Origin of the sequence: Rhizorhabdus argentea (genome assembly GCF_037861105.1) — a bacterium.
Classification (GTDB): Bacteria; Pseudomonadota; Alphaproteobacteria; order Sphingomonadales; family Sphingomonadaceae; genus Rhizorhabdus; species Rhizorhabdus argentea.
Genome location: NZ_JBANFK010000008.1, coordinates 105,210 through 130,511 on the forward strand (window position 1 = coordinate 105,210; position 25,302 = coordinate 130,511).

At 63.6% G+C, this 25,302-nt stretch carries 22 protein-coding genes and 1 tRNA gene; 7 read left to right on the plus strand and 16 right to left on the minus strand.

Translation table 11 applies throughout. From position 1 onward, the window contains the following. Window positions 1-143: 143 nt before the first annotated feature. Complete coding sequence (locus AAC645_RS09890; protein WP_340315647.1) at window positions 144-392, minus strand: hypothetical protein; 249 nt, start codon at window positions 390-392, stop codon at window positions 144-146. A 294-nt stretch (window positions 393-686) separates the two neighbouring features. Here AAC645_RS09890 and AAC645_RS09895 point away from each other — a divergent pair, with 294 nt between their 5' ends. Continuing rightward, a complete protein-coding gene (locus AAC645_RS09895) occupies window positions 687-980 on the plus strand; it encodes a hypothetical protein (protein WP_340315648.1) in 294 nt (97 codons plus the stop codon). A 157-nt stretch (window positions 981-1,137) separates the two neighbouring features. Further along, window positions 1,138-1,263, plus strand: a complete 126-nt coding sequence (locus AAC645_RS09900) for a hypothetical protein (protein ID WP_340315649.1) — start codon at window positions 1,138-1,140, stop codon at window positions 1,261-1,263. Window positions 1,264-1,357: 94 nt separating this feature from the next. On the opposite strand, the gene AAC645_RS09905 is transcribed toward AAC645_RS09900, so the two are convergent. Continuing rightward, on the minus strand, window positions 1,358-1,969 hold the full coding sequence (locus AAC645_RS09905) for a transglutaminase-like cysteine peptidase (protein WP_340315650.1): 612 nt from the start codon (window positions 1,967-1,969) through the stop codon (window positions 1,358-1,360). A gap of 311 nt (window positions 1,970-2,280) precedes the next feature. On the opposite strand from AAC645_RS09905, the gene glpK reads away from it, so the two are divergent. Both glpK and glpD read left to right on the plus strand, forming a co-directional pair. Beyond that, window positions 2,281-3,768, plus strand: a complete 1,488-nt coding sequence (gene glpK, locus AAC645_RS09910) for a glycerol kinase GlpK (protein WP_340315652.1) — start codon at window positions 2,281-2,283, stop codon at window positions 3,766-3,768. A 14-nt stretch (window positions 3,769-3,782) separates the two neighbouring features. Next, window positions 3,783-5,264, plus strand: a complete 1,482-nt coding sequence (gene glpD / locus AAC645_RS09915) for a glycerol-3-phosphate dehydrogenase (RefSeq protein ID WP_340315654.1) — start codon at window positions 3,783-3,785, stop codon at window positions 5,262-5,264. A 73-nt stretch (window positions 5,265-5,337) separates the two neighbouring features. Here the strand turns inward: glpD and AAC645_RS09920 are convergent, their stop codons facing one another. Next, complete coding sequence (locus tag AAC645_RS09920) at window positions 5,338-6,237, minus strand: LLM class flavin-dependent oxidoreductase (protein WP_340315656.1); 900 nt, start codon at window positions 6,235-6,237, stop codon at window positions 5,338-5,340. A 99-nt stretch (window positions 6,238-6,336) separates the two neighbouring features. After that, window positions 6,337-6,633 carry a DUF1330 domain-containing protein gene (locus tag AAC645_RS09925; protein ID WP_340315658.1) on the minus strand — a complete coding sequence of 99 codons (297 nt, stop codon included), beginning with the start codon at window positions 6,631-6,633 and terminating at the stop codon, window positions 6,337-6,339. Between the two features lie 397 nt (window positions 6,634-7,030). On the opposite strand from AAC645_RS09925, the gene AAC645_RS09930 reads away from it, so the two are divergent. Further along, on the plus strand, window positions 7,031-9,316 hold the full coding sequence (locus tag AAC645_RS09930; protein ID WP_340315660.1) for a TonB-dependent receptor: 2,286 nt from the start codon (window positions 7,031-7,033) through the stop codon (window positions 9,314-9,316). Between the two features lie 356 nt (window positions 9,317-9,672). Here AAC645_RS09930 and AAC645_RS09935 read toward each other — a convergent pair whose 3' ends face one another. Continuing rightward, a complete protein-coding gene (locus tag AAC645_RS09935) occupies window positions 9,673-10,428 on the minus strand; it encodes an SDR family NAD(P)-dependent oxidoreductase (protein WP_340315662.1) in 756 nt (251 codons plus the stop codon). A gap of 342 nt (window positions 10,429-10,770) precedes the next feature. Continuing rightward, window positions 10,771-10,862, minus strand: a tRNA-Ser gene (locus tag AAC645_RS09940). A 147-nt stretch (window positions 10,863-11,009) separates the two neighbouring features. Here AAC645_RS09940 and AAC645_RS09945 point away from each other — a divergent pair. Continuing rightward, complete coding sequence (locus AAC645_RS09945; protein WP_340315664.1) at window positions 11,010-11,774, plus strand: DUF1134 domain-containing protein; 765 nt, start codon at window positions 11,010-11,012, stop codon at window positions 11,772-11,774. Window positions 11,775-11,781: 7 nt separating this feature from the next. Here AAC645_RS09945 and pgeF read toward each other — a convergent pair whose 3' ends face one another. The 7 genes from pgeF to AAC645_RS09980 form a co-directional block, all read right to left on the minus strand. After that, the gene (gene pgeF, locus AAC645_RS09950) at window positions 11,782-12,549 is read right to left on the minus strand and encodes a peptidoglycan editing factor PgeF (protein ID WP_340315666.1); all 768 of its coding nucleotides are present in this window, start codon (window positions 12,547-12,549) and stop codon (window positions 11,782-11,784) included. Beyond that, complete coding sequence (locus AAC645_RS09955) at window positions 12,546-12,839, minus strand: acylphosphatase (RefSeq protein ID WP_340315667.1); 294 nt, start codon at window positions 12,837-12,839, stop codon at window positions 12,546-12,548. Before AAC645_RS09955 ends, pgeF begins: the two co-directional genes overlap by 4 nt. Then, window positions 12,836-13,906: a chorismate synthase gene (gene aroC, locus AAC645_RS09960; RefSeq protein WP_340315668.1), complete on the minus strand. Its 1,071-nt coding sequence runs from the start codon at window positions 13,904-13,906 to the stop codon at window positions 12,836-12,838. The genes AAC645_RS09955 and aroC overlap by 4 nt, the downstream gene beginning before the upstream one ends. Then, window positions 13,903-14,319, minus strand: coding sequence for an endonuclease domain-containing protein (locus tag AAC645_RS09965; protein WP_340315669.1), 417 nt, complete (start codon window positions 14,317-14,319; stop codon window positions 13,903-13,905). Before AAC645_RS09965 ends, aroC begins: the two co-directional genes overlap by 4 nt. Before the next feature lie 73 nt (window positions 14,320-14,392). Further along, window positions 14,393-15,196: an enoyl-ACP reductase FabI gene (fabI, locus tag AAC645_RS09970; protein WP_340315671.1), complete on the minus strand. Its 804-nt coding sequence runs from the start codon at window positions 15,194-15,196 to the stop codon at window positions 14,393-14,395. A 10-nt stretch (window positions 15,197-15,206) separates the two neighbouring features. Continuing rightward, window positions 15,207-16,070, minus strand: coding sequence for a YihY/virulence factor BrkB family protein (locus AAC645_RS09975; RefSeq protein ID WP_340315673.1), 864 nt, complete (start codon window positions 16,068-16,070; stop codon window positions 15,207-15,209). A gap of 109 nt (window positions 16,071-16,179) precedes the next feature. After that, window positions 16,180-17,154 carry a J domain-containing protein gene (locus AAC645_RS09980; protein ID WP_340315767.1) on the minus strand — a complete coding sequence of 325 codons (975 nt, stop codon included), beginning with the start codon at window positions 17,152-17,154 and terminating at the stop codon, window positions 16,180-16,182. A gap of 169 nt (window positions 17,155-17,323) precedes the next feature. Between AAC645_RS09980 and AAC645_RS09985 the strand changes: the two genes are divergently transcribed. Beyond that, entirely contained in the window at window positions 17,324-18,412 is a 1,089-nt protein-coding gene (locus tag AAC645_RS09985) for a zinc-binding metallopeptidase family protein (protein WP_340315675.1), read from the plus strand. A gap of 118 nt (window positions 18,413-18,530) precedes the next feature. On the opposite strand, the gene AAC645_RS09990 is transcribed toward AAC645_RS09985, so the two are convergent. From AAC645_RS09990 to AAC645_RS10000, 3 genes are read right to left on the minus strand one after another with little or no spacing between them, the layout of a single operon-like run. Beyond that, window positions 18,531-19,409 (minus strand): transglutaminase family protein, encoded by an 879-nt coding sequence (locus AAC645_RS09990; RefSeq protein ID WP_340315768.1) that lies wholly within the window; start codon window positions 19,407-19,409, stop codon window positions 18,531-18,533. Beyond that, on the minus strand, window positions 19,409-21,946 hold the full coding sequence (locus AAC645_RS09995; protein ID WP_340315677.1) for a circularly permuted type 2 ATP-grasp protein: 2,538 nt from the start codon (window positions 21,944-21,946) through the stop codon (window positions 19,409-19,411). The genes AAC645_RS09990 and AAC645_RS09995 overlap by 1 nt, the downstream gene beginning before the upstream one ends. Before the next feature lie 8 nt (window positions 21,947-21,954). Further along, window positions 21,955-25,287, minus strand: a complete 3,333-nt coding sequence (locus tag AAC645_RS10000; protein WP_340315679.1) for a transglutaminase family protein — start codon at window positions 25,285-25,287, stop codon at window positions 21,955-21,957. Between the last annotated feature and the right edge of the window lie 15 nt (window positions 25,288-25,302).

Below are 25,302 nucleotides of genomic sequence, written 5' to 3' on the forward strand. Positions count from 1 at the left end.
TTCCTCCATCGACATGATCTGACGAATGAAGATTTTACCGCCACTTTTCCGAAGGATACTGACGTGAATTAGCGGTGGCCGCTATTTCATCGCTGACGATGAAGAAGCTATCGCAGGGGAACGCTGTAGAGGATGGCGGCTCCTCAGACCAGCGAGGCGACGACCTTGAAGATGCCGGCCCACAGCAATAGCGGAGCCACCACGTAGAGGGATATCCGCGTTGCCGAAAGCCTGACGTCATAGCCGGGCACCAGCACGACATGCCTTTCGACACGCTGCTGGAGAGCGTGGACGGGCGAAGCGATCGGACCATCGCCATCCTGTGTCGGACGCGGCCCTGCACGAAGTGCCGCCTCGATCATATCGGTCGTCTTGAACTTCGGAAGGGCCATGTCTCACCTCTGACAATGGCCTACGGTCCAACCCGTAAACAAAAGATTAACATTCTGCGGCCAAAAGCGCGCAATGTTCGGCAGGCTGCGCCCTCGGGTCGAATATGCTGCTTTGCGGCAAAAGTGGGATCGGATATGATCGCCATCGAGTGAGCGCTGGATTTCAGGCGGGCATCAAATGTCAGACCTAATGTTTATGAACCACATTTCGACGGTTATTCCTGCAGTGAAAAGGGACAGGATTCTGCGAGCTTTGCCCAGGCCACGACTTCATCAGGCGCAAGGCTGTTGAAGGTGTCGAGGCCCAAGGCCCGGCGGTGGTGCAGGCTAGGTTATCACCGCCGTACTGCAGTCAACTGGCACCAGGATCGTGCCTTCTCCGAATGCGGCTATTGCGGCCATGACCTCGTGCGCTCGCGACGCGGCTGGCGCGGAGCGCGTCAGGACGAACTTCCGGAAGAGTGGCGGACCCATCGGGATGTGGCGGAGCCTTCAGGTGGAGGGCGGCTGCGCTGGATGCCGATCATGGCCGCCAGCATGCTCGTCGTGGTCGGTCTGGCGCTGATTGCAACGCTGCAATTCGCCTGATCTCATCCGATAAGATGCCGAACATCGATGGGCGGATGCGCGCCACCATAGCTGCTCGCTGCATACCGAATGTCGTCGAGTGGAACTTTCATCGCTCTGACGCGGTTTTGTAACGACCCGGAAATGGCCGCAGTGTGCCGTCGGGCGTGAGGATGTCATGGGACTGGATCGATCTGCCATACGGCCGAGGGCCGACAAGGCGCTGGCTGGCTTGATGGCCGGGTTGCCGCTCAGCCTGCTCCTGTGGGTGGGCATCGCCACGATTGCCGTCAAAGTGACGTAACCGGCCGCTGGAACGCACGAAGAACGGGGCGGGCATGCCGGCCTCGTTCCTGTGGCATCGAGCATTTTCCGCCGCCGCTGCGCCTACCGATGCTTCAGGACCGGATGGATACCCAGGTCGGGCCCCGCGACGCTTGGCGGATGTGGAAGCGATAGCCGATCTGCTCCAGGCGCTGCCAAGACATCACGGTCGGGAAACGGCTGTCGAGCACGAGCGTGGTCTGTGCGCCGTCGCGGGCGACATCGATCGTGAGCACTGTGTGATAGGCGCGCTGCTCGGTCCACGCGGTCGCCAGGCGAACCGCCGAGGCCGGCCAGCCCATTGCCATCAGCTTTTCACGGGCGGCGAGAGCTATATCCTCGCAATCGCCCGCCTTCGAGGCAACCTGCCAATATTCGGCGCGACCGAACTCTTTGCGATCGTCCACCGCGTGGATCTGGCGCACGGCCGACTGGACCGCCCGGAGCTGCTTCAAACGGGTTTCGTCGAGCTGGACCACCTTGCAGGAGGGATCATCGGCATTGCGTCCGCAGAAGTCCATCCATCCCGCCGGCGGCATGACGAGGCCACCGTCGCGCATCGCGGAGGCGCCCTGCGTCGTGGTGGTGCAGGCCGAAAGGGTGAGTGCGGCGCCGAGCGCCAGCGCGACGTTGCGAATTGCCTTGCCGATCGCGCGCCGGGCCCTGTCGTCGATTTTCACTGCCATGATCCTGATCCGCCTGTTGGGTGTGCGGATCCTGATTTACCGATGACGGGTCAAAGCATGGCTACCAGGGCTGGTTATCGGCGCGTTAGTTACAATATACTTGCCGCAGTGGATCATCCGGTCACTCAGCGGGCGTCGCAGCCCTGTCGGCGCGCGACACCGGCCGATGAGAGCCTGCATCCTGTTGAAAGGAAGGCGAGCTGAGCGCCTGCCGCGTCCCGCGCCGTGATCGGCGGCGCACAACACTTGATTACAGCCGCCCTGCCGCGCGAAAGTCCGGGCAGGCGGGCGGTGATCAAGGAGAGTGAAGCGTGGCCGACACCACCATTCTGGCGATAGACCAGGGCACGACATCGACGCGCAGCATGACCTTTGGCACCGACGCCATGCCCCGGCGAACGGCGCGTCGCGAACTCGATCAACACTATCCCCAATCGGGTTGGGTCGAGCATGATGCCGAGCACATCTGGCGCGACACCGTCGATACCCTCAAGAAAGCGGCGGCCTCGGACGGCGGCAAGGTCGCTGCTATCGGCATCACCAACCAGCGTGAAACGGTAGTGGTGTGGGATCGCAGGACCGGCAATCCGGTTCACAATGCGATCGTCTGGCAGGATCGCCGCACCGCCAAATTGTGCGCACAGCTGAAGGCGGATGGCAACGAGCCCCTGGTCCGCGAGCGCACCGGGCTTATCCTCGACCCCTATTTCTCGGGCACCAAGCTCAAGTGGCTGCTCGACGAAATCGAAGGCCTCCGCGCCCGCGCCAAGCGCGGCGAGCTTGCCTTCGGCACGATCGACAGCTTCCTGCTGTGGCGGCTGACCGGCGGAAAGATCCACGCGACCGACGCGAGCAACGCGGCGCGTACGTTGCTGTTCGACATTCACAAGGGCGCCTGGGATGCGGACATGCTCAAGATGCTCGACATCCCCGAAGGTCTGCTGCCTGAGGTCAAGGACAACAGCACCATCTTCGGCGAGACCACGTCCGACCTACTCGGCAAGGCCATCCCGATCGGCGGCATGGCGGGCGACCAACAGGCCGCGGCCATCGGCCAGGCCTGTTTCCAGCGCGGCGATGCCAAATCGACCTATGGTACCGGCTGCTTCGTCCTGCTCAACACCGGCAAGGACGCGATCACCAGCAAGAACGGCATGCTGACCACGATCGCCTACCAGCTCAGCGGCGAAATCACCTATGCCCTCGAGGGCTCGATCTTTGTTGCAGGGGCGGCCGTGAAATGGCTGCGTGACGGTCTTGGCCTGATCAACCGCGCCAGCGATACCGACGACATGGCGACCAAGCTCGATGGCAATGCCGGCGTCTACATGGTGCCCGCATTCGTCGGCCTCGGCGCGCCGCACTGGGATCCCGATGCGCGCGCGTCTATCACTGGCCTGACGTTCGCCGCCACAGGGTCGCACATCGCCCGCGCCGCACTCGAATCAGTCGCCTATCAGACTGCCGACCTGATGGACGCCATGGTCGCCGACGGTACGCGGCACACACGGCAGATTCGCGTCGACGGCGGGATGGCAGCGAACGACTGGTTCTGCCAATTTCTGGCCGACATGCTCGACACCGAAGTCGCGCGTCCCGCGAATATCGAGACCACCGCGGCGGGCGCTGCATTTCTTGCGGGCATGGCGATAGGCATCTGGAATGGTCCCGAGGATGTTGCCGCGGCGTGGAAGGAGGATCGGACATTCAAGCCAATGATGAAAGGCGATCAGCGCACGATGTTGAAGAAGGGCTGGCAGGAGGCGCTCGACCGAACCCGCTCGACGCCGAACGCATGAACGACGAAACGCGCATGGCAGGGATCGACATCGATCTGCTCATCATCGGTGGCGGGGTAAATGGTGCAGGCATCGCGCGCGATGCCGCCGGTCGCGGGTTGAGCGTGATGTTGGTCGAGCGCGACGACCTCGCCTCGCACACCTCGTCGTCGAGTACCAAGCTTATCCACGGCGGGCTGCGTTACCTTGAATATTACGAGTTCCGACTGGTCCGCGAGGCGTTGGCCGAGCGCGAGACACTGATCGACGTCGCGCCACATCTGATCCGGCCGATGCGCTTCGTGATGCCGCTCGCCGACGGCATGCGCCCGGCATGGCTCATCCGCCTTGGGCTGTTCCTCTACGATCATATCGGTGGCCGCACGCGCTTGCCCAAGTCGAAGAGCGTTCGGCTGGACAATAGCCACTGGGGTGCCGGATTGAAGCCCATCCGCCACGGCTTCGTCTATTCCGACGGCTGGGTCGACGATGCCCGCCTCGTCGTGCTGAACGCGCTGGATGCCGCCGAACGGGGCGCCGACATCCGTGTCCACACCAGTTTCGAAGGCGCGCGTCGCGAGGCCGATCACTGGGTCGCGACATTGGGCGACGGAAGCACGGTTTCCGCGCGAGCCATCGTCAACACCGCCGGCCCTTGGGTCGGCAAAGTGCTGAAGGAGATACCTCAGGCGCACGCCGAACAGCCGCCGCGGTTGGTCAAGGGCAGCCATATCATCGTGCCAAGGCTGTTCGACGGCGACCATGCCTACATCCTTCAGAATGAGGATCTGCGGATTGTTTTCGCGATTCCGTACGAGGGCGATTTCACGTTGATCGGCACAACCGACAAGCCGTTTGAGGGCGATCCATCGCACCCGACGATCGACCCCGACGAAACCGAATATCTGTGCAAAAGCGCCAACCGCTATTTCAAGCGGCAGATCGGCGCGGGGGATGTCGTGCGGAGTTATTCGGGAGTCCGCCCGCTTTTCGACGACGGCCACGAAGAAGCCGCGGAAGTCACCCGGGACTATGTCCTGCGGCTGGGGGCCGAAGAGGCGCCGCAGATCCTGTCGGCGTTCGGCGGTAAGATTACGACCTATCGGCGCCTGGCCGAGCACGCGCTCGAACAGCTTGAGCCGTTCCTTCCGCCGATGGCCAAAGCATGGACCGCCGGTGTCCCCTTGCCCGGCGGCGATTTACCCGACGGCGACTTCGCGGCATTCCTCAAGAACGTCCGCGCGCGCTGGCCATTTCTCGACGAGGTAAACGCGACCCGCATGACGCGCGCTTATGGTACCCGCATCGACCGGATATTCGGCGATGCCGCTCGGTTCGACGACATCGGTTACGGCTTGTCCACATGCGAAATCGATTATCTTATCGACGAGGAGTGGGCGTGCACTGCGGAGGATATCCTGTGGCGCCGGACCAAGCTTGGGTTGCACGGCGGTGACCACCTCAAAGCAACAGTCGAGGCGTATCTGGCCAAGCGCCGCATGCCCATTCCACGCTAGCCAAGGAAGGGCTAAGTCGGTGTCCACCGAACCGGTAACGGATTCCCGGTAATTCGGGCATCGGCAGCCGGCCTCAGCGGAAATGCGGCAGCAGCATCTCCGCGAACCGATCAACCGTCTGTGTCAGCACTTCCGGTTCATGCGAGTTCAGCGCGAAGATGAAGTGTGTAGTGCCCGCCTCTCGGAACTGCCCCGCAATGTCGATCGCACGCGCCATGTCGCCGCCCTTGACCGTCGAGCGCAGTTCGAGGTCGGTAATCTCCGCGTTATCCAGTGCCACGTTGAACCGCATGCAGATGTCGATCGAACCAGGGTCCCGCCCGCTTGCCAGCGCCAGTTCGCGAAGCGTGTCCGCCTGTTCCCGCAACTGTTCGGGTGTGATCGCCGTAGGATGCCAGCCATCGCCGATCCGCACTGCGCGCCTGCCTGCGGCGCTGCTCATGCCGCCTATCCATATCGGCACCCGTCTGTCGCGATAGGGCTTGGGCGAGGTATGTATCCCGTCGAATTGCCAGTGTTCGCCCTTGTGCCGGGCTTCTTCCTGCGTCCACAGGGCGCGAATGACGTCAAGCGATTCATCGGTGATCGCGCCGCGCTTTTCCCATGGAATACCCAGTACCTCGAATTCCTGTTGTACGTTGCCAACGCCCACGCCCAGGATGACGCGACCACGTGATATCTGGTCGAGCGTGGCGACATATTTCGCGACGTCGAAAGGGCTGTGGAACGGCAGGACTAGGATCGACGTGCCCAGCGCGATCCGATGGGTGCGCGATGCGATCGCCGACAGCATGGCAAGCGGATGATAATAGGCACCGTCGCCAATACGTGCCCGAACATAATCGAGGTTGATGAGATGCTCGGATGTCCACACCGAGGCGAACCCGCGTTCTTCGGCCTGGACGGCCAGGTCGATCAGGCTCGGCGCATCAGGGACACCCCAGTTGTTCGGGATCGAGATTCCGATTTTCATGCGGATTTTGCGCCTTTTCCTGTCATGGTCAGGGCCATGGCTCTGTCCGTCCTAAAGTTCTGGTTCAATCGGCGTGCCGAAACTGCCGCCCCGCCTCGATCAGCCCTCGAACCCCGGAACCTTGGCGACGAAGAAGGTTTTGGCCGACCTGTGGCGGAATGGAATTGCGTTCTGATATGTCTCCGAATTCCACCAGCGATCGAAGGCTTCCTCATCGTTGAAGCGTAGGATGACCAGCCGGTTGGCCTCCTCGCCGCCCTCCAGAAACACCGGCGCATCCGACGAAACCACGATTTCGCCTCCGACTTCGGCCAGCGGCAGACGTGCCCTGCGGGAATATTCCATGTAGGTTTCCGGGTCCTGCTTATCGAGAACCGACACGACATATATGCTCATTCACAGCATCCCTATGGTTGCACCTGATCCGCCCGCGTTCAGATTCGCATAATCCGTTTACCAAGATTGTCGCCGCGATACAGACCCGCAATGGCGTCGGACGGGCTTCCAGGCGCTCGAGACTGACGCCGACATTCGTTGGAATCGCGGGGCCACCGGGGCGGAACTACGAGCACAGGCTGACCGGTTGAAAAGCTAGCACTCGGCAGGGCCAATGTTCGAAAGACGGTTCTTCGAAGCGTCCAACTCTCCGGACCGTTCTTTGATGTTGCACTGACTTTGCTCCCCACCTACAGGCCAGGTCGGCTCCGCGGTTGTGCGAAAATAGCGAGCATTTCCGCTGGGGCTTCGATAATAATGGCGCCAAAAAGTGGCCGTATATCAGGGAATTGGTTTAATGGGAAAAATTTCAACGGCAGCGATGAGCGTCGTGGGCCTGCTCGCTTCAACAAGCCTTGCCTCGACGGCTTATGCGCAGGGCATCGCTGACGCGTCGACCGGATCGGCTACGACGACCGCTGACAACGCAACGGCTGGGGAAGGCGAGATCATCGTTACCGCTCAGCGCAAGTCGGAAAGCCTGCAGAAAACGCCGATCGCGGTAACCGCGGTTACGGCCGAGGCTGTCCAGAGTCTCGGACTTGTCGAAATAAAGGATATCGCGGCAATTACGCCAGGCGCGAGCTTTACGACCAATTCGAATTTCTTCGCTCCATATATTCGCGGTATCGGAACAGCCTTCGTCTCGGTGGGCGTCGAAGCGCCCGTGGCGATATACGAAGACGGCGCTTATCTGGAGCGGACACTCGGAACTAACGAGGTTCTCGATAATTTCGACATCGGCAACATTCAGGTGCTTCGCGGGCCACAGGGCTCGCTCTACGGGCGCAATGCGACTGGCGGCGTCATCCTCATCAACAGCGCCGATCCCAAGCCGGATCTAGAAGGACGCGTTCGCGGAGAGTTTGGCAACCTCGACCATTACTCGCTGAATGCCATGATCAACATGCCGCTCGGCGAGGATTTGGCCCTCCGCGTTACCGGCGGCTACAAGCATGACGGCGACTATGTTTTCGGTCCTCTCCCGGGTCAGGATCGTGGCGGAGGACGTGTTTATAACGTGCGGGGCAAATTGCGCTGGAACCCCGAGAACGTCGACATCGTCCTGGGCGGGCAATATTACAACATTTCCAATCGGATGGGGCTCAACACGCTGGGGCGCAACGACGTGACCTGCTTCGGCTGCCAATTCTTTCCGGCCGGTTTGCCCGCCAATCCGGGACCGCACGATTATACGAGCCTCCTTTCGGCATCGCCGATGAAGAATGAATTTTACGGCGCCAACTTGAACATGAAATTCCAAGTGGGCGACTTTGAACTATCGAGCGTCACGACATATCGCCATCAGAAGGTGACCGATAGCGTCGGCGACTCGGACTTTGTTCCTCAGATCCTGTTCGAGTTCAACGTACCGGAATCCGGCGGCAAGACCTTCAGCCAAGACCTTCAGCTAAGCTCCGGACTGGACGGCCGGTTCAACTATCTGTTTGGACTGAGCTACCTGCACGACAAGGGATTTTTCAACGCATGCCTCATAGGAGCGGGCTTTGGCGGCTCCACGAGTACGGCGGACGGATTTTGCGCCGACAACCGCACGACAACCAAGTCTTACGCTGCATTTGTCGAGGGCTATTATCAAGTTACGGATAATCTGACGGCAACGGTCGGCGGGCGCTACACCTATGAGCAGCGCAGCGCCGACGTCCTTCAGCGCGCCTTCTCGCCTTTCTTCATTCCCGCCTTCTCGATCTCCAACAGGATATCGCAGCGTGCCTTCACGCCGCGTTTCGTGTTGGCATGGAATGACGGACCCACCAATATCTACTACAGCTTCACCCGCGGCTTCAAAGCAGGCGGGTTTCCGGGGCCTTTCTTTCCTGGCTTCGGTGGTGGGATCACCACCGTGCAACCCGAAAAGATTTTCAGCCACGAAATCGGAGTCAAGCAATCCTGGCTGAATAATCATGTTCGTCTGAATGCGGCCGCATTCTATTTCAAGAACAAGAACCAGCAATCCCAGACGCTCGACCCTCTCACGAGCGTGGCTACCTCCAGAAATTCGGGCGCCGTCGAAAATTACGGTCTCGAAGTCGAGGCGCACATTGTCCCAATCGATGGTCTGACTTTGGGCCTCAACGGTGCCTGGCAACACGCTCGCTACAAGCCGTTCAGGGACGCTGCGCTGGTTTGCTTCGATCCGACGCGGCCGTCGCAATTCACGCTGGCGGGCCCTTCGGGACCCCTCTTCCCTTGCTCGCGCGATATCACCGGGACACCACCGCCCCACGCTCCCAAATTCTCGGGATCCTTCAACGCCAGCTATGACTTCCCTATCGCTTCGTGGACCGGCTCGCTTTCAGGCATCGCGCAATATACGTCGGCGATCCTATATTATCCTGGCGCAAGCGGCCCATTGAATTACGACCGTAGGGGTCAGCTTTTCCTGGTCAATGCATCAGGCTATGTGAGCCCCCCCGGGGATCACATGCGTATCGGCTTTTACGCAAATAACGTGTTCAACAAATCATATGTCGACTACCGACAGACCAACGCTCCCTGGGGCCTGGCCTTCAATGGCGCCAAGCCACGCACTTACGGCCTTCGTGTAGAGTATATGTTCTAAGGATCCGTTTTTGGCTCTGATACCGGGATTGTGGTGATCGGAATCTAGGGAGTCCCCTCGAGGGGATGAAGATTTCGCGCTCACCGCATCCTGGTATAAGGCGTTGGACCAGACCTGAAGACCATCGCGAGAGCAATTTCCAATTGTTCAGCGCTGGCGCGACACTAAGGATCGACGGGGCCTCTCGGGTTGATGATGGCGTCTGTGATAAACAGCGTCAGCAACAGTTGCCGACGAGCGCCCCGCGTTCATGGTTGGCGTGGTGGTGGTGCCGGCGTTGAGCTACGTAACGGAGCGCGGCTGCACCACCGGCACGCAGTCCCCACATGGGTTCGAGCACGACGGTGCTCACATCTTCAGACGGGGGGCAGGCCAGCAGCTGTCAGGCCACCGTCAATGACCAACGCGTGACCCGTGACATAAGATGACTGGTCACTCGCGAGAAATAGCGCACCACGTGCAACCTCTTGGGGCTTCCCAACGCGGCGCATCGGCAATTTTTTGTCGAAATCCGCAATATCTTCAGTCGTTACGCCCATATCCGCCATGATGATGGGGGAGGGAACGGAGCCGGGGCAAATTGCATTCACCCTCACGCCGAAAGGGGCAAGTTCGACCGCGACGGTTTTGGTGAAGGAGACTACTGCTGCCTTCGATGCCGAGTAAAGTGCCATCCCCGGAACGCCAAGGATTGCGTTAGTTGAAGCCGTATTGATAATCGTCCCGGAGCCTTGTTGCCGCATGACCTTGCCCGCCGCGCGGGTTCCAAAAAAGACTCCTCCGACATTGACCCCCATAATGGCCTGATATTCCTCGTCGCCTACGTCGGTGACCGGGCATAACCGCGCAATGCCGGCATTGTTGAACATGATGTCCAGTTTCGCGAACTTATCGATCGCCGTCTGAACAAGTGAATCAACTTCTGCGGATTTTGAGACGTCGACCTGCACGAAGAGTGCTCCGATTCGAGCCGCGACGGCCGTGCCCCGCTCAACGTGGTGATCAGCGACGATCACCTTCGCTCCCTCAGAGACAAACAGTTCGGCAGCGGCCTCGCCCATGTTGGATCCCGCACCTGTGACGATCGCAACCTTGCCCTCAAGCAGTCCCATTTTCTTCCTTTCCTATCTTTCCATCCAAGGTACCGTCGCGCAACATGGCGTGCATGATGACCGCGATGCGACGAGCAAGAGCGTCACTGTAGCTATCGGCGCAGCATATGCAGATCCAATGCCTCCGAACGGTCGTTTCGAATCCGTATTTGAGCCCGCGTAGAGTCTAGCCCGAATGGACTTGAGATGCATATAGCCGCGGCTGTTCGACCGGCCAGCCGCAGTGGAAGCCTTTTTTCACGCTCTTCGCCATAAGCGGGCGCCAGCCGCCAGTCGTGCTGGCGACCACGGTGGGCATAGCCAGGTGCGCAGGCCAAAAGATGTGACTTGTTCGATGGCTTATGGCGGAGACGGAGGGATTCGAACCCTCGGTACCAGATTACCGGTACGGCGGTTTAGCAAACCGCTGGTTTCAGCCACTCACCCACGTCTCCGGGAAGGCAGAGGCCGGGCTATAGCGAGCAGGTACGCCACGATCAACCGCCTCAATGGCCAAACCGGATAATCATCATGCGTTCATTGCAGCGACAGGGAAAAGCGGCTTTACCTGTGGCGAGGCAAAGCGGTTATCGGAGAGTGCGATGAACTACGGCAAGATGCTGGGCGTGGCGATGATGCTGGCGCTGGGCGGAACAGGCGTTGCCGAGGCGCAGGTCCATACCGTCGATCCCAACCAGGCGAACGACCTCGCGCCCGTGCCTGCGAGCGAAGCCGACTATGGCACGAAGGTCGCCGCCCCCGCCCCGGCTGCCCAACCAGCGGCCGCGCAATCCACGGAGGCCGCGGCCAGCGCGGTGTCGGAAGAGGCCGCCGCGGCACCACCTGCCGGTGCGCGGGCGCAGGCCGCCGATGCCTCTGCCAATAACACCTATGCCCAGGATGACGTGCTCAGCGCCGCCGAAGGCGTGTTCGGCCGCGGCGCCGAAGGCCTCGCCAAGCTGGTCGAGAAGATTTTCAAGGAGCAGGGCCGGCCGAACGCCTATATCGCGGGGCGCGAAGCCGGCGGAGCGATCGTGGTCGGCGTGCGGTACGGCTCGGGCACGCTGTTCCACAAGGTCGAGGGGCAGATGCCGGTCTATTGGACCGGCCCGTCGCTCGGCTTCGATCTCGGTGCCAACGGCTCGAAGAGCTTCGTGCTCGTCTACAACCTGTTCGACACCAATGACCTTTTCCGCCGCTATCCTTCGGCCGAAGGGGCCGCCTATGTCGTCGGCGGATTCACCGCGACCTATCTGCGCCGCGGCGACGTGGTGCTGATCCCGATCCGCCTCGGCGTCGGCTGGCGGCTCGGCGTCAATGTCGGTTATATGAACTTCACCCGGCAATCGAAAGCGGTGCCGTTCTGAAGATCGCTCAGCCGGGCAGCCCGATCAAGGAGATCTGCCGGCCATAGCCCGGCTCGCCGCGATGGGTTGCGCGGCGGAAACTGTAGAATCGTTCGGGCTGTGCATAGGTGTCCTCGCCCAGCGCGATCACGCGGGCGATGCCGGCTAAGGCAAGGCGGTGCGCGACATAGGCTTCGATGTCGAACTGGGCATAGCCGGCCCGCCGCCCATCGGCAAAGAAGCGTTCGTTCGCCGGGTCATCGGCCTGGAAACGCCGCACGAAAGCCTCATCGACCTCGTAGCTCGCCCGCGCGATGCAGGGGCCGATGGCCGCGACGATCTCCGGCCGCCGTGCGCCCAGCTTCTCCATCTCACCGATGGTGCTGTCGGTCACGCCCGAGAGCGCGCCCTTCCAGCCGGCATGGGCGGCACCGACCACGCCTGCCCCCATATCGGCGAACAGCACCGGCACGCAGTCGGCGGTGAGGATACCGAGCAGCAGCCCCGGCCGGTCGGTGACCAGCGCATCGGCGTGGGGCCGCGCGGCGTCGGCAAAGGCCTCCGTGACCGCGACGGCGTCCGGCGAATGGACCTGATGGAGCGTGACGAGGCCATAGCCCGATGAGACCGCTTCGACGGCACGGCGACGATTCTCGACTATCGCGGCGCGATCGTCGTCCGAACCCAGCCCGACGTTCAGCCCGGCGTGGATCCCTTCGGAAACGCCACCCTCACGGCCGAGGAAGCCGTGGGGGAGATCGCCCAGCGCATCGACGCGGATCGGCTTGACGCTCATACCGTCGCCTTCTGGGTGAAGCCCGCAGCGACAATGCCGGGGGTGTCCTCGACGATCACCTTGTCGACCCGCGCTGCGGGCGGCCCTTCATGGCAGCGAGCGATCAGCGCTTCGACCTTGTCGGCCGGCCCCGCCACCACCGCCTCGACGGACCCATCGAGCCGGTTGCGCACCCAGCCATCGAGGCCGAGTTCGTTCGCCTGATCGACCGTCCAGCCGCGATACCACACCCCCTGGACCTTGCCCTTGATGTGGATGCGCCGGGCAATCCGCCCGGGATTGCCGCTCATCCCCGCTGGGCCCGGTGCAGCAGCTTCTGGTCGGCCAGGACCAGCGCCATCATCGCCTCGACCACGGGCGCGGCGCGGATGCCGACGCAGGGATCGTGGCGGCCCTTGGTGCGGATCTCGGCGGCCTTGCCGTCATTGCCGATCGTCTCCACCGGCGTAAGAATTGAGGATGTCGGCTTGAGCGCTATCCGCACCACCACCGGCTGTCCGGTCGAGATGCCGCCCGCAACGCCGCCGGCATGGTTGGCGAGGAACAGCGGCCGGCCGTCATTGCCCGGCCGCATCGGATCGGCATTGGTTTCGCCGGTCAGCCGCGCTGCCGCGAAACCATCGCCAATCTCGACTCCCTTGACCGCATTGATGCTCATCATCGCCGATGCCAGCTCGCTATCGAGCTTGGCGTAAAGCGGCGCCCCCCAGCCGGCCGGCAGCCCCTCGGCTATGCATTCCACGATCGCGCCGACCGACGATCCGGCCTTGCGTGCCCCATCGACGATGGCTTCCCAGCGAACCGCAGCCGCCCGGTCGGGGCAGAAGAACGGGTTCTCGTCAATCGCCGAATCCTCGAAGGCAGCCCGATCGATCGCATCCCCGCCCAGCTCGACCAGATAGGCGCGGATCCGCACCTCGGGAATCACCAGCCGCGCCACCGCGCCTGCAGCGACCCGCGACGCCGTCTCCCGCGCCGACGAGCGCCCGCCGCCACGATAGTCGCGAAAGCCATATTTCGCGTCATAGGCATAGTCGGCATGGCCCGGCCGATAGGCGAGCGCGACCTCCGAATAATCCTTCGAGCGCTGGTCGACATTCTCGATCATCAGGCTGATCGGCGTGCCCGTCGTCTTCCCCTCGAACACGCCCGAGAGGATGCGCACCTGGTCCGGCTCCTGCCGCTGGGTCGTGAAGCGCGAGGTGCCCGGCCGGCGCTTGTCGAGCCAGGGCTGGATATCGCCCTCGCCGATCGCCAGCCCCGGAGGACAGCCATCGACGACCGCACCGATGGCGGGGCCATGGCTCTCTCCCCAGGTGGAGAAGCGGAACACGCGACCGAAGGAGTTGAAGCTCATAGAAACCCTCTCCCTGCAGGGGAGAGGGAGGGGCCCGCGCCGCAGGCGTGGGAGGGTGAGGGTTCTTCTTTCAAGGCATTCATGATTGAAGTCAGTACCCCGTCCAGATTGTCGCGCACGTCATTGTTCCAGAAGCGCAACACGCGATACCCCTGTTGCGCGAGAAAGGCCGTGCGTCGATGGTCATATTCCTGCTGCTCGGCATGCTGGCCGCCATCGGCTTCGATCACGAGCCTCCGATCGAGGCGTACAAAATCGACGATGTAATTTCCAAGCCACACCTGCCGCCGGAACTTCGCTTCTTCCAGACGCCGACCGCGTAGACGAGACCAGAGCCGCTTCTCTGCATCAGTACTGAAGGTACGAAGCGATCTCAGCCGTTCTATCGGCTCTACGCCAGGTGGTCGCTGCATTGAGCCTGCCCTCACCCTCCCACCGCTTTGCGGCGGGCCCCTCCCTCTCCCCTGAAGGGAGAGGGTTCAGTTTCTAAGCCAGCGCGATATCCGGTGCGTCCTCGGCCTTCATGCCGATGACGTTATAGCCGGCATCGACGTGGTGGATCTCGCCGGTCACGCCGCTCGCCAGCTGCGACAGAAGATAGACGCCTGCCCCGCCGACATCCTCGATCGTCACGTTGCGTCGGAGCGGCGAGTTCAGCTCATTCCATTTGAGGATATAGCGGAAATCGCCGATCCCGCTCGCGGCCAAGGTCTTGATCGGGCCGGCCGAGATCGCGTTGACACGGATATTCTCGGGGCCCAGGTCCATCGCCAGATATTTGACGCTCGTTTCAAGCGCAGCCTTGGCCACACCCATGACGTTGTAATGCGGCACCACCTTCTCGGCGCCGTAATAACTGAGCGTCAGCACCGAGCCGCCATCGGACATCATCGGCCGGGCGCGCTTGGTCACCGCCACCAGGCTGTAGGCCGAGATGTTCATCGTCATCAGGAAATTGTCGAGGCTGGTATCGACATAGAGCCCGCGCAGCTCGTTCTTGTCCGAGAAGCCGATCGCGTGGACCAGGAAGTCGATTTTCGGCCAGCGGGCGGCGAGCGTGCCGAAGGCGACGTCGAGCGCCGCATCGTTCGAGACGTCGCATTCGATCAGGAAATCGGAGCCGACCTGCTCGGCCAGTGGGCGGACGCGTCGCTCCAGCGCCTCGCCCTGATAGCTGAAGGCCATTTCGGCGCCCTGTTCGTGGAGCGCCTTGGCGATCCCCCACGCTAGCGAGCGATCATTGGCGAGGCCCATAATCAGCCCGCGCTTCCCCGTCATCAAACCCGCCACGACATCTCCCTTACTCGTTCGGCGCCGCCTCCTTTACAGAGCTTTCCGGGGTTTCCGCTAGAGCCGCATTGAGATGGGCACCGAAAACAAGCCCAAGCCCCACCAGCCAGAAGAACAACAGCGTCACGATGACGCCCGCAAGGCTGCCATAGGTACGGCCATAACCGCCAAATGCACTCACCACGACGGGCAACAGCATCGTCACCGCCATCCACCATAGCCCGGTAAACAGCGCGCCCGGCCATTTCGGGCAGGGCGCATAGCGATATTTAGATGGGGTGAGCGTGGCGAACATCGCATAGAGAGCGCCCACCAGCATCAGCAGCGGTCCGATCCGCGAGAGGTTGATCAGCGGCTGAAGCTCGGCGCCGATCGGCAGCAACCGCCAGATGAACTGCTCGACGCCGGTGAGCACCACCTGCGCGCTGAAGGCCGACATGGTCAGGATCACCGAGACGATGATGATCAGGATCGAGCCGGCGCGATAGTGCCAGAAACCTCGGGACGGCCTGGTGCCATAGGCACGGTGGAGAATGTCGCGGATCGTCTCGACGAAGCTGCCGACCGTCCACAGCCCGACCAGCGCGCCGAGCCAGAGCAGCGCGCCGCTATTGTTGGCGGCAAGCACGTCGTGGATCGGCTTCGAGATCAGGTCCCGCACCGAATGTGGCACGGTCCGCAAGAAGCCGTAGACCGCATGCTGGACATCCGGCGTGCGTCCGAACAGCTGCGCCAGCGCCGCCATCACGATGAAGAAGGGAAACATCGTCAGCAACGCCAGATAGGCAATGTTGCCGGCGTGGATGAAGCCGTCATTATACACGCCCAGCGCAGCGCGGCTGACGATCGTGTAGATGCGGCCGCCGGGGCGCATCTCGGCCAGATGCTTTTCGAAGGGACGACGCCTGCGCGCTTCGGGAGATTGGTCCGTTATCAGCGCCGCCCTCCCTTTTGTCCTGTTCCGCTGGAAAGACTTACCCTCGTCAAACGCCCAGATTGGCCCGCGGGTTGCGCTTGCCCTTGCCGGCCCAGCTCTCGACGAACGCCTCCAACTCGGGATCGTCGGCGGGGATGTCGATCATCACGGTGACGAGCTGGTCGCCGCGCGATCCATCCTTGCGGTGGAATCCTTTGCCCTTGAGCCGCAGCGTCTTACCGGAGCTGCTGCCCTTAGGGATGCCGAGCATCACCGCGCCGTCGACCGTCGGGACCTTGACCTTCGCACCCAGCAGCGCCTCGTCGATCGTCACCGGCAGGTCGAGCCTGACATCGTCCTCGTCGCGCCTGAAGTAGCGATGCGGTCGGATATCCACGGTGATGATGGCGTCGCCGTTACCGCCGGGGCCGGCCTCGCCCTGCCCGCTCAGCCGCATCTGGGTGCCGGTCTCGACGCCGTTGGGTAGTTTGACGTCGATCGTCTTGCCATTGGCCAGCGTGATCCGCTGCGGCTTCAGCGCCGCGGCATCCTCGAACGGCACCGCCAGGCGATAGGCGATATCCGCGCCCTTGGGCGGACGACCGCCGCCCTGGCTGCCGAATCCGCCGAACCCACCCGGCCGGCGCGCACCGGCGCCCGCTCCCGCCCCCGCACCGCGCGAACGGCCGAAAATGCCTTCGAAGATGTCGCCGAAATCGGCGCCGTCGCCGGTAAACTCGTAGCTCGCCCCGCCCGGCCCGGCGCCGGGATTGAAGCCGCCCCCACCGCCGCGCCCGCCAAAACCGAACGGCCCGCGGGGATTACCCTGCTCATCGATCTCGCCGCGATCATATTGGGCACGCTTGTCGCGGTCCGACAGCAGATCATAGGCCGCCGTCACATCGGCAAAGCGCTCGGTCGCCTTGGGATTGTCCTTGTTGCGATCGGGATGAAGCTCCTTGGCGAGCTTGCGGTAAGCCTTCTTGATCTCGGCCTCGTCGGCGCCGCGCTTCACCCCAAGCTTCGAATACAGATCGGCCATAGTCGTCGTCGTCATCCTGCAATCGCACCCTGTTGCATTTATGCAACAGATCAGATGTGTACCGCCTCGCCATTAAGCAAGTGCAAATTTCATTTGCCACAGGGCAACTCAGCCGGTCCGCTGGCGTTCTGCGACCGAAACCTCCCGACTACAAGCGAGTTACTTACCTATGGCGCCTTATCCGTGCCCTAACTGCAAGCGCCTGAACCATTTCGAAGTGCGCGTCTGCCCGGCCTGCGCCTTCACGCTGGGTTTCGACCCCGCGTCCGATGGCTTTCTGTTCCTCGGCGACGGCGCCACCACCTGGCGCGACGGCAACGGGGGAACCCATGACGTCGCCGTCTGTGCCAACAACAATGAATATGGCGTGTGCAATTGGCTGGTCTCGACCACCGACAACACGCCCTTCTGCCGCGCCTGCCGCCACAATCGCACGATTCCTGACCTGACCGTTCCCACCGTGCCCGAGCGCTGGGGCAAGATCGAGGAAGCGAAACGCCGGCTGTTCCACACGCTGATCAAGCTAGGCCTGCCGCTGGAAACCAAGGCCGAGGAAGTCGATCATATCCAGGGGCTTGCCTTCGATTTCTTATATGACCCCTCAGCCGAATTGCAGGGCCAGCGACAGGTCCTCACCGGCCATGACGGCGGTGTGGTGACGCTCAACCTGATCGAAGCCGACGATGTCGAGCGCGAGCGGATGCGGCGGAGCATGGGTGAGCCCTACCGCACTCTCCTCGGCCATTTCCGGCACGAGGTCGGCCACCATTACTGGTCGAGACTGGTCGAACAGGATCCGCAGGAGTTGCAGGCGTTCCGCTCGATATTCGGGGACGAGACGATCGACTATGCCCAGGCGCTGCAGGAACATTACGGCCCGAACAGCCAGAAGGTCTGGACCGAGGACTATGTGAGCTTCTACGCGACCGCACATCCATGGGAGGATTTCGCTGAGACGTTCGCCCATTATCTCCACCTTGTCGACACGCTGGCGACCATCGGCGGCTTCGACATGCGAATGGCGCCCTTGCCGGGGCCAGAGAGCCATCCGGGCGCCGTGGTCGACTTCAACGCCTATACCGCCAGCACCGAGCAACTGATGGCGGAAATGGTGCCCTACAGCTTCGCGCTGAACGCGGTGAACCGGAGCATGGGCCAGCCCGACCTCTACCCGTTTCGGCTGACCCCGGCGATCATGGGCAAGATCGATTATGTGAACCGGCTGGTCGCGAAGGCGGCGGGGCGGACGCGATCGTAGGACGCACCCTTGTGGGTCATCCGGAACTCGTTTCGGGATCCACTCTCCCACTGGAGCTCCCGTGCCAAGCAATGAATGCTGAAACAAGTTCAGCATTACGAAATCGTTCGAGCCCCGCCTACTCCATCGGCTCCACGTCCACCGAGACGTCGATCTTCTGCCCGTCCTGCCCCGTGAAGACCCCGTCGATCGGCGCCACGTCCGCATAATCGCGGCCCATCGCGGTGATGATGTGATCACTGCCGACCATGCAGGCATTGGTCGGATCGAAGCCCAGCCAGCCCCGATCTGGTCCGCACCAGATCACCACCCAGGCATGGGTGGCGTCGGCGCCAACCAGCCGCGGCTTGCCCGGTGGCGGCACGGTGCGCAGATAGCCAGAGACATAGGCGGCGGGCAGGCCCACGCCGCGCAGCCCGGCGATCATGATCTGGGCGAAATCCTGGCAGACACCGTGGCGCTTCTCGAATGCCTCGGCGGGGGTAGTATCGACGGTGGTCGCGCTGCCGTCATAGGTGAAGCGGTCATGGATGCGCGTGGCGAGCGCCAGCCCTGCCTCGACGATGGCGCGGTGCGAATCGAGATGCTCGGAGCACCAGGCGGTGATTTCCGAACTGAGCGGAATGGACAGCGAAGGGTAGATGTAATTAGCCGGGCTCTCGACTCCCATATCGGCCGTCGTCCGCGCCAGCATCGCGATCTCGCCGATAGCCGGATCGTCGGCTCGCGGCTCCGGCACCGGCCGGTCGACACGGATACGAAAACTGCTCTCGATGCTGAGCTCGCGCGATGGCCGGTCCACCACCATCCGCGTGACGTTGCCGAGATAGCCGATCGGCCGGGTTCCAGTGACGTGCGCCGACGGCGACAGCTCCAACTCATAATGCTCCAGCGTCTGACCGGCCCATTCGACCGGCTGCAGCCTCAGGTTGCAGCGTGCGAAACTGACCGGAAAGGCGTAGCGGAAGCGAGTCTTGTGGCGAACCTGATAGAGCATCAAGCGAGCGTCATACCCGACATCCGGAAACCTTCGCTACCCTGCAGGAAGAAGCGGGCGCTGATCGCGTTCGACATCTCCGACAGCATGTTCTCGACGCCAAGCATCATCTGCGAGTCGAGCGTCTCCGCACTGGCGGTTCGGATCGCGGCCTCGATACGATAGAAGATCGCGACGTGAGGTTCGGCCATGCCGTCATCGCGCAGCGCGGGCAAAGCCCTGAGATGCTCGGAGATCCGCTCAACCTGGTAGGCCAGGGCGCGAGGATTATAGGGGTCGAGGGCGACAAGATCGCGGACCGGCTCCAGCGCCAGCCCCGTCAGATAACGCGCGCGGTAGCTGATCTGGCTGTCGCACAGGTCGAGCAAGGTAGTCAGGTCGTCAGCCGAGGCGTCCTTGCCGCCGAAGATGCGGACCAGGCGGGCCCCCCATAGCGCACGCTCCATACGGCGTCCCATGTCGTGGAAGCGCCAGCCCGCGGTGCGCCCCATATTTTCCGCCGCAAGCCCGGATAGCGCGGAAAAGCGCTCCTGCATGTCGATCGCTCGCGCCAGGGTCGCCTCGGCGTCCTCGGACGTGGCATTGGCCAGCGGCGCGTCGACCAGCCGCCAGACATCGGCCGACAGCCGTTCGCGCGTGCCGCTTGCGATCACCCGGGCGTTGCGGATCAGGTTGGCGACGCTGGCCGGTCCCGCTCCGTCGAGCGCCAGCAGAGCCAGCTCACGCAGATCATGCGTCTCGCCGAAGCTGTGCTCGGGCGCGTCATCCTCATCCTCGTCAGCCTCTTCTTCCCTGGGCACCGCCGCCCCCGAGGAGACCAGCATCGTGCCGAGCCGATCGAGCGTCAGCGGAAAAAGCGCGGCGCCCCCATCCGCGACAATCGACCCGCCGAGCGTCGCGCGCACCAGCCGCAAGGTCGCCTCGCCACGTTCCAGGTAACGGCCGAGCCAGTAGAGATTGTCCGCGGCGCGGCTCGGCAGGGTACCGGGGTTGCGCCGGATCGGCACCTTCTGGGGCAGCAGCGAGATAGGCTCGACCGCTTTCGACCCGACGATGCACACATCGGCCGAGAAGGCGCCCTCGCCCATCACGGTGGCGCGCGCATCCGAATCGTCGCCGATCCGCGCGAAGCCGCCCGGCATGACCGTCCAGTTGCCCTGCCCGTCGCGCGCGGCGAACACCCGCACGGTGAACGGCCGCGGCACCAGCTGCCCATCCTGCACAACCGGGGTGGTCGACAGGTGGACATCTTCCTGCGCGACATAATCCTCGGGCCGCCGGTGCATATCGGCGAGCAGGACCGCGCGCTCTGCGCTGCTCAGCGTGGCTGCGAGCACCGGGCGGCCGCGTGGCAGGCCCATCGGCGTCTCGGAGAAAGCGGGCGCGATCAGCATCTCGTCGAGCCTCGCCTCCACCTGCGCGCGCGGCGTCTCCTGTCCGCACCACCAGGTGGCGATGTTGGGAAGTGCCAGGTCCTCACCAAGCAGACGCCGGGCCAGCGTGGGCAGGAAGGCTGCGATCGCGGTCGATTCCACCACGCCGACGCCGGGCGCGTTGGCGATCACCGCCTGCCCCGCCGCCATCGCATCCATCAGGCCCGGCACGCCGATGGCGGAGGTCGCGTCGAAGGCCAGGGGATCGAGCAGTCGCGAGTCGATGCGACGCCACACGGCGTCGACGCGCTTGAGTCCCTCGATGGTCCGCACGAACAGGCCGTCCTCGCGCACCGCCAGATCGCTGCCCTCGACCAGCAGCAGGCCGAGATAGCGGGCGAGATGCGCCTGCTCGGCATAGCTCTGGTTGTAGCGTCCCGGCGTCAGCAGGCCGATTCGCGGCTCCGACCGGCGGCATGCCGCCGCGAGTCCTTCACGGAAGGCCGAGAAGAACGGCGCCAGCCGCTCCACATGCAGGCGGGTCTGGAGCGAGCCCATCAGGCGAGTCGAGGCGAGCCGGTTTTCGAGGGCGTAGCCGGCCCCCACCGGGGCGCGGACGTGATCGTCGAGGACCCGCCATTCGCCGCTCGGATCGCGGCACAGATCGGCCGCGTAGATGTGGAGGCGATGGCCGCCGGGCGGCTTGATCCCGACCTGCGAACGCCAATAGGCGCGGCTTCCCGTCACCAGCGCCGCCGGGATCGCGCCGGAGGCGACGAGCTTCTGTTCGCCGAATATATCGTCGAGCACCCGCTCGAGCAGTTCGGCGCGCTGCGACACGCCGGCAGCGATGATCGCCCAGTCGTCCTCGCCAATCAGCAGCGGCATCGCCGAAACGGGCCAGGGCCGCTCGCGCTCCTCGCCTGGCAGGCGGAAGGCCGTGCCGAGTTCCAGCACCTGGCGCGCCATGCGCTGCTGCAGCAGATCGAGCCGCCCCTCGCTCAGCCGCCCTACGCCCTCGAACAGGGCGTGCCACCATTTGGCGCCACGCCCCACGTCGCCGCGCAACGCATCGGCGATCCCGGCCTTGCCGATATAGCTGTGGAGCCAGCCTTCCCCAAGGCTCGGCATGCCCGGCAGTTCCGCCATCATATCCCCCTGCATGACGGCCATTACCAGTTGGGCGGTGTACGAAGATCGAGTGTCATCGGGAACTCGCTGGGCCGTTCGGTCATCGGCATCGCCACCGGGCCGGGCGTGTGGCCATGGTCCTGGAAGCGCGCGCGACGGCGCGCCTCGGCCTCGAGGTCGTTGATCGGAATCGTGTCATAACTGCGTCCCCCCGGATGCGCGACATGATAGACGCACCCGCCTAGCGACCGACCGTTCCACTTGTCGAGCAGATCGAAGGTCAAAGGCGCATCGGCCTCCAGCAGTGGGTGGAGGCAGTTGGCCGGCTTCCACGCCTTGTAGCGGACCCCGCCGACCGCCTCGCCCGGCACGCCGGTCGGCGTCATCGGCACCGCTCGGCCGTTCACCGCCACGATGTGGCGCCCAGGCACCAAGCCACTGGCTTTGACCTGGAGCCGCTCGGTCGAACTGTCGACATAGCGCACCGTACCGCCGATCGCGCCGGTTTCGCCGAGCACATGCCATGGCTCCAGAGCATGCGCGATCTCGAGCGTCACCCCGCCGGCCGATACCGTGCCATGCACCGGGAAACGGAACTGGCGCTGGGCCTCGAACCAGGCGGGATCGAAATCATAGCCGGCCTGGCGCAGATCGGAGAGTATCTCCATGAAGTCTGCCCAGACGAAGTGCGGTAACAGGAAGCGGTCGTGCAGCGTTGTGCCCCAGCGCACCAGCCCGCCCTGCTGTGGCTCGCGCCAGAACCATGCGGTCAGCGCCCGCAGCAGCAGTTGCTGGGCGAGGCTCATCTTCGGCTCGGGCGGCATTTCGAAGCCGCGGAACTCCAGCAGCCCGAGCCGCCCGGTCGGCCCGTCCGGCGAAAACATCTTGTCTATACAAATCTCGGTGCGGTGGGTGTTGCCGGTGACGTCCACCAGCAGGTTGCGGAACAACCGGTCGACCACCCATGGCGGCGGCGTCTCGCCCTGCCCCGGCATCGGCACCTGCGACAGCGCGATCTCCAGTTCGTACAGCCCGTCATGGCGCGCCTCGTCGATGCGCGGCGCCTGGCTGGTCGGGCCGATGAACATGCCCGAGAACAGGTAGCTGAGCGAAGGATGGCGCTGCCAGTAGAGGATGAAGCTCTTCAACATGTCCGGGCGCCGTATGAACGGCGAATCGGCCACGGCACGACCCCCCAGCACGATATGGTTGCCGCCGCCGGTGCCGATCGCGCGGCCATCGATCATGAATTTGTCGGCGGTGAGCCCGGTCTCCCGCGCCAGCTCGTAGAGGCCAGTGGTGATATTCACCGTCTCGGCCCAGCTTGACGCCGGGTGGACGTTGACCTCGATGACACCGGGATCGGGCGTCACCTTGAGAAGATTGAGGCGCGGATCGGGCGGCGGGCCATAGCCCTCGATCCGCACGGGAACGCGGGTGCGCTGGGCGGTGGCCTCGATCTCGGCGACCAGCTCCAGATAATCCTCGAGCTTCTCGGTCGGCGGCAGGAACACCGCGATATAGTCGCCACGCGATTCCGCTGTCATCGCGGTGCGGACCGCGCCTTCGATGATCTTCTGCTCCTGGCGCTCCTGCGCCGCCGCGCCGCCGGCGGCCGGGGCCACCGCTTCGGAACGCTGGGCCGGCTCCTCTGACCTAACCGGCTCGAACACTGGAAGCGCGCCGCGTGGCTCGCTGGTGTCCTGGACGTGCAGATAGGGATAATCGGCCGGCGGCACATAAGGCAGCGAGCCCAGCGGCAGGCGATAGCCGATCGCCGCGTCGCCAGGCATGACGAACAGCTTGCCGCGCCGCACCTGCCAGCGTTCGGAGCGCCAGCGCCGCGGCTCGGGCTCCTGCGCCGCCTGCCAGCGCTGGATCGGCAGGACGTGGCCGACCGGCTTGCTCAGTCCATGTTCGAAGGCCTTGACCATGCGGTGCCGCGCCTCCGGATCGTCGATCTTGGGATCGGTCGGGTCGACATTTTCCGGCAGCTGGGCTTCCTTGACCGCCCATTCGATGCCGTCCTCATAGGCTTCCTGCACCATTTCGGCGCCGACGCCGAGACTGTCCGCGATCTCCGCCAGGAAGGTGCCGGCATCGTCGCTGGTCACGGCCTTGCCGGTTTCGCTCCCGGCGATCAGGCTGGCGTCCTTCCAGACAGGCACGCCATCGGTGCGCCAATAGACCGAATAGCCCCAGCGCGGCAGGCTCTCGCCAGGATACCATTTGCCCTGACCATGATGGAGCATGCCGCCCGGCGCATAGCGTTCGCGCAGCTTGCGGATCAGCCGGTCGGCATAGCCGGCCTTGGTCGGCCCGACCGCATCGCCATTCCATTCGGGGGCCTCCGGATCGTCGAGCGCGACGAAGGTGGGCTCCCCCCCCATAGTGAGCCGCACGTCCTGCGCGACCAGATCGGCATCGACCTTCTCGCCGAGACGGTCGAGCGAATCCCAGCGCGCGTCGGTGAAAGGCTTGGTGATCCGCACCGCCTCGGCGATCCGCTGGACCGTCATGTCGAATTGGAAGTCGACATGCGCAGGCTCTAGCAGCGCGCCCTCGATCGGCGTCGCCGAGCGGTAATGCGGGGTGGCGGCAAGCGGGATATGCCCTTCTCCCGCGAACATGCCCGACGTCGCGTCCATGCCGATCCAGCCGGCGCCGGGCAGGTAGACCTCCGCCCAGGCGTGGAGATCGCAAACATCCTGCGAAACACCCTTGGGACCGTCGATCGGCACGATGTCCGGTGTGAGCTGGATGGAGTAGCCCGACACGAACCGGGCCGCGAGGCCGAGCCGACGGGCGGCCTGGACCAGCAGCCAGGCCGAATCACGGCAGCTGCCGGTGCCGATCGCCAGCGTGTCCTCCGGCGTCTGCACACCCGGCTCCAGCCGGATCACATAGCCGACGCGCTGGTTGATCGCGATATTGAGATTGCCGAGGAAATCGATCGTGCGGATGCGTACATCGGCGAACTGGGCAACGAATTCGTCGAACAGCTGGCCCTGCGGCTCCAGTTCGAAATAGGCGGCGAGATCGGAAGCAAGGTCAGGCGCGTAGGTGAACGGCCGCTGCTCGGCATAATCCTCGACGAAGAAATCGAATGGATTGATTGCGACCATGTCTGCGATCAGATCGACCGTGACCGAAAACTCGTTGGTGCGTTCCGGAAAAACCAGCCGCGCCAGCCAGTTGCCGTGCGGATCCTGTTGCCAGTTGATGAAGTGATTCTCGGGGACGATCCGCAGCGAATAATTGTCGACCACCGTGCGGCTATGTGCCGCGGGTCGCAGCCGGATGACCTGCGGACCCAGCTGGACCGGGTGGTCGTAGCGATAGACTGTCTTGTGGTGCAGGGCGGCCTGAATCATAGCCGAGAGAGTCAG

What these genes read in the sequence shown, in the direction of transcription:
- pgeF (WP_340315666.1), bottom strand. Translation starts at nt 12,549, where the DNA reads ATGAGCGTCAAGCCGATCCGCGTCGATGCGCTGGGCGATCTCCCCCAC.
- AAC645_RS09965 (WP_340315669.1), bottom strand. Translation starts at nt 14,319, where the DNA reads ATGCAGCGACCACCTGGCGTAGAGCCGATAGAACGGCTGAGATCGCTT.
- AAC645_RS09955 (WP_340315667.1), bottom strand. Translation starts at nt 12,839, where the DNA reads ATGAGCGGCAATCCCGGGCGGATTGCCCGGCGCATCCACATCAAGGGC.
- AAC645_RS09905 (WP_340315650.1), bottom strand. Translation starts at nt 1,969, where the DNA reads ATGGCAGTGAAAATCGACGACAGGGCCCGGCGCGCGATCGGCAAGGCA.
- AAC645_RS09980 (WP_340315767.1), bottom strand. Translation starts at nt 17,154, where the DNA reads ATGGCCGATCTGTATTCGAAGCTTGGGGTGAAGCGCGGCGCCGACGAG.
- AAC645_RS09930 (WP_340315660.1), top strand. Translation starts at nt 7,031, where the DNA reads ATGGGAAAAATTTCAACGGCAGCGATGAGCGTCGTGGGCCTGCTCGCT.
- AAC645_RS09925 (WP_340315658.1), bottom strand. Translation starts at nt 6,633, where the DNA reads ATGAGCATATATGTCGTGTCGGTTCTCGATAAGCAGGACCCGGAAACC.
- AAC645_RS09900 (WP_340315649.1), top strand. Translation starts at nt 1,138, where the DNA reads ATGGGACTGGATCGATCTGCCATACGGCCGAGGGCCGACAAGGCGCTG.
- AAC645_RS10000 (WP_340315679.1), bottom strand. Translation starts at nt 25,287, where the DNA reads ATGATTCAGGCCGCCCTGCACCACAAGACAGTCTATCGCTACGACCAC.
- AAC645_RS09935 (WP_340315662.1), bottom strand. Translation starts at nt 10,428, where the DNA reads ATGGGACTGCTTGAGGGCAAGGTTGCGATCGTCACAGGTGCGGGATCC.
- glpD (WP_340315654.1), top strand. Translation starts at nt 3,783, where the DNA reads ATGGCAGGGATCGACATCGATCTGCTCATCATCGGTGGCGGGGTAAAT.
- aroC (WP_340315668.1), bottom strand. Translation starts at nt 13,906, where the DNA reads ATGAGCTTCAACTCCTTCGGTCGCGTGTTCCGCTTCTCCACCTGGGGA.
- AAC645_RS09990 (WP_340315768.1), bottom strand. Translation starts at nt 19,409, where the DNA reads ATGCTCTATCAGGTTCGCCACAAGACTCGCTTCCGCTACGCCTTTCCG.
- AAC645_RS09890 (WP_340315647.1), bottom strand. Translation starts at nt 392, where the DNA reads ATGGCCCTTCCGAAGTTCAAGACGACCGATATGATCGAGGCGGCACTT.
- AAC645_RS09995 (WP_340315677.1), bottom strand. Translation starts at nt 21,946, where the DNA reads ATGCAGGGGGATATGATGGCGGAACTGCCGGGCATGCCGAGCCTTGGG.
- AAC645_RS09920 (WP_340315656.1), bottom strand. Translation starts at nt 6,237, where the DNA reads ATGAAAATCGGAATCTCGATCCCGAACAACTGGGGTGTCCCTGATGCG.
- AAC645_RS09975 (WP_340315673.1), bottom strand. Translation starts at nt 16,070, where the DNA reads ATGCGCCCCGGCGGCCGCATCTACACGATCGTCAGCCGCGCTGCGCTG.
- AAC645_RS09985 (WP_340315675.1), top strand. Translation starts at nt 17,324, where the DNA reads ATGGCGCCTTATCCGTGCCCTAACTGCAAGCGCCTGAACCATTTCGAA.
- AAC645_RS09945 (WP_340315664.1), top strand. Translation starts at nt 11,010, where the DNA reads ATGAACTACGGCAAGATGCTGGGCGTGGCGATGATGCTGGCGCTGGGC.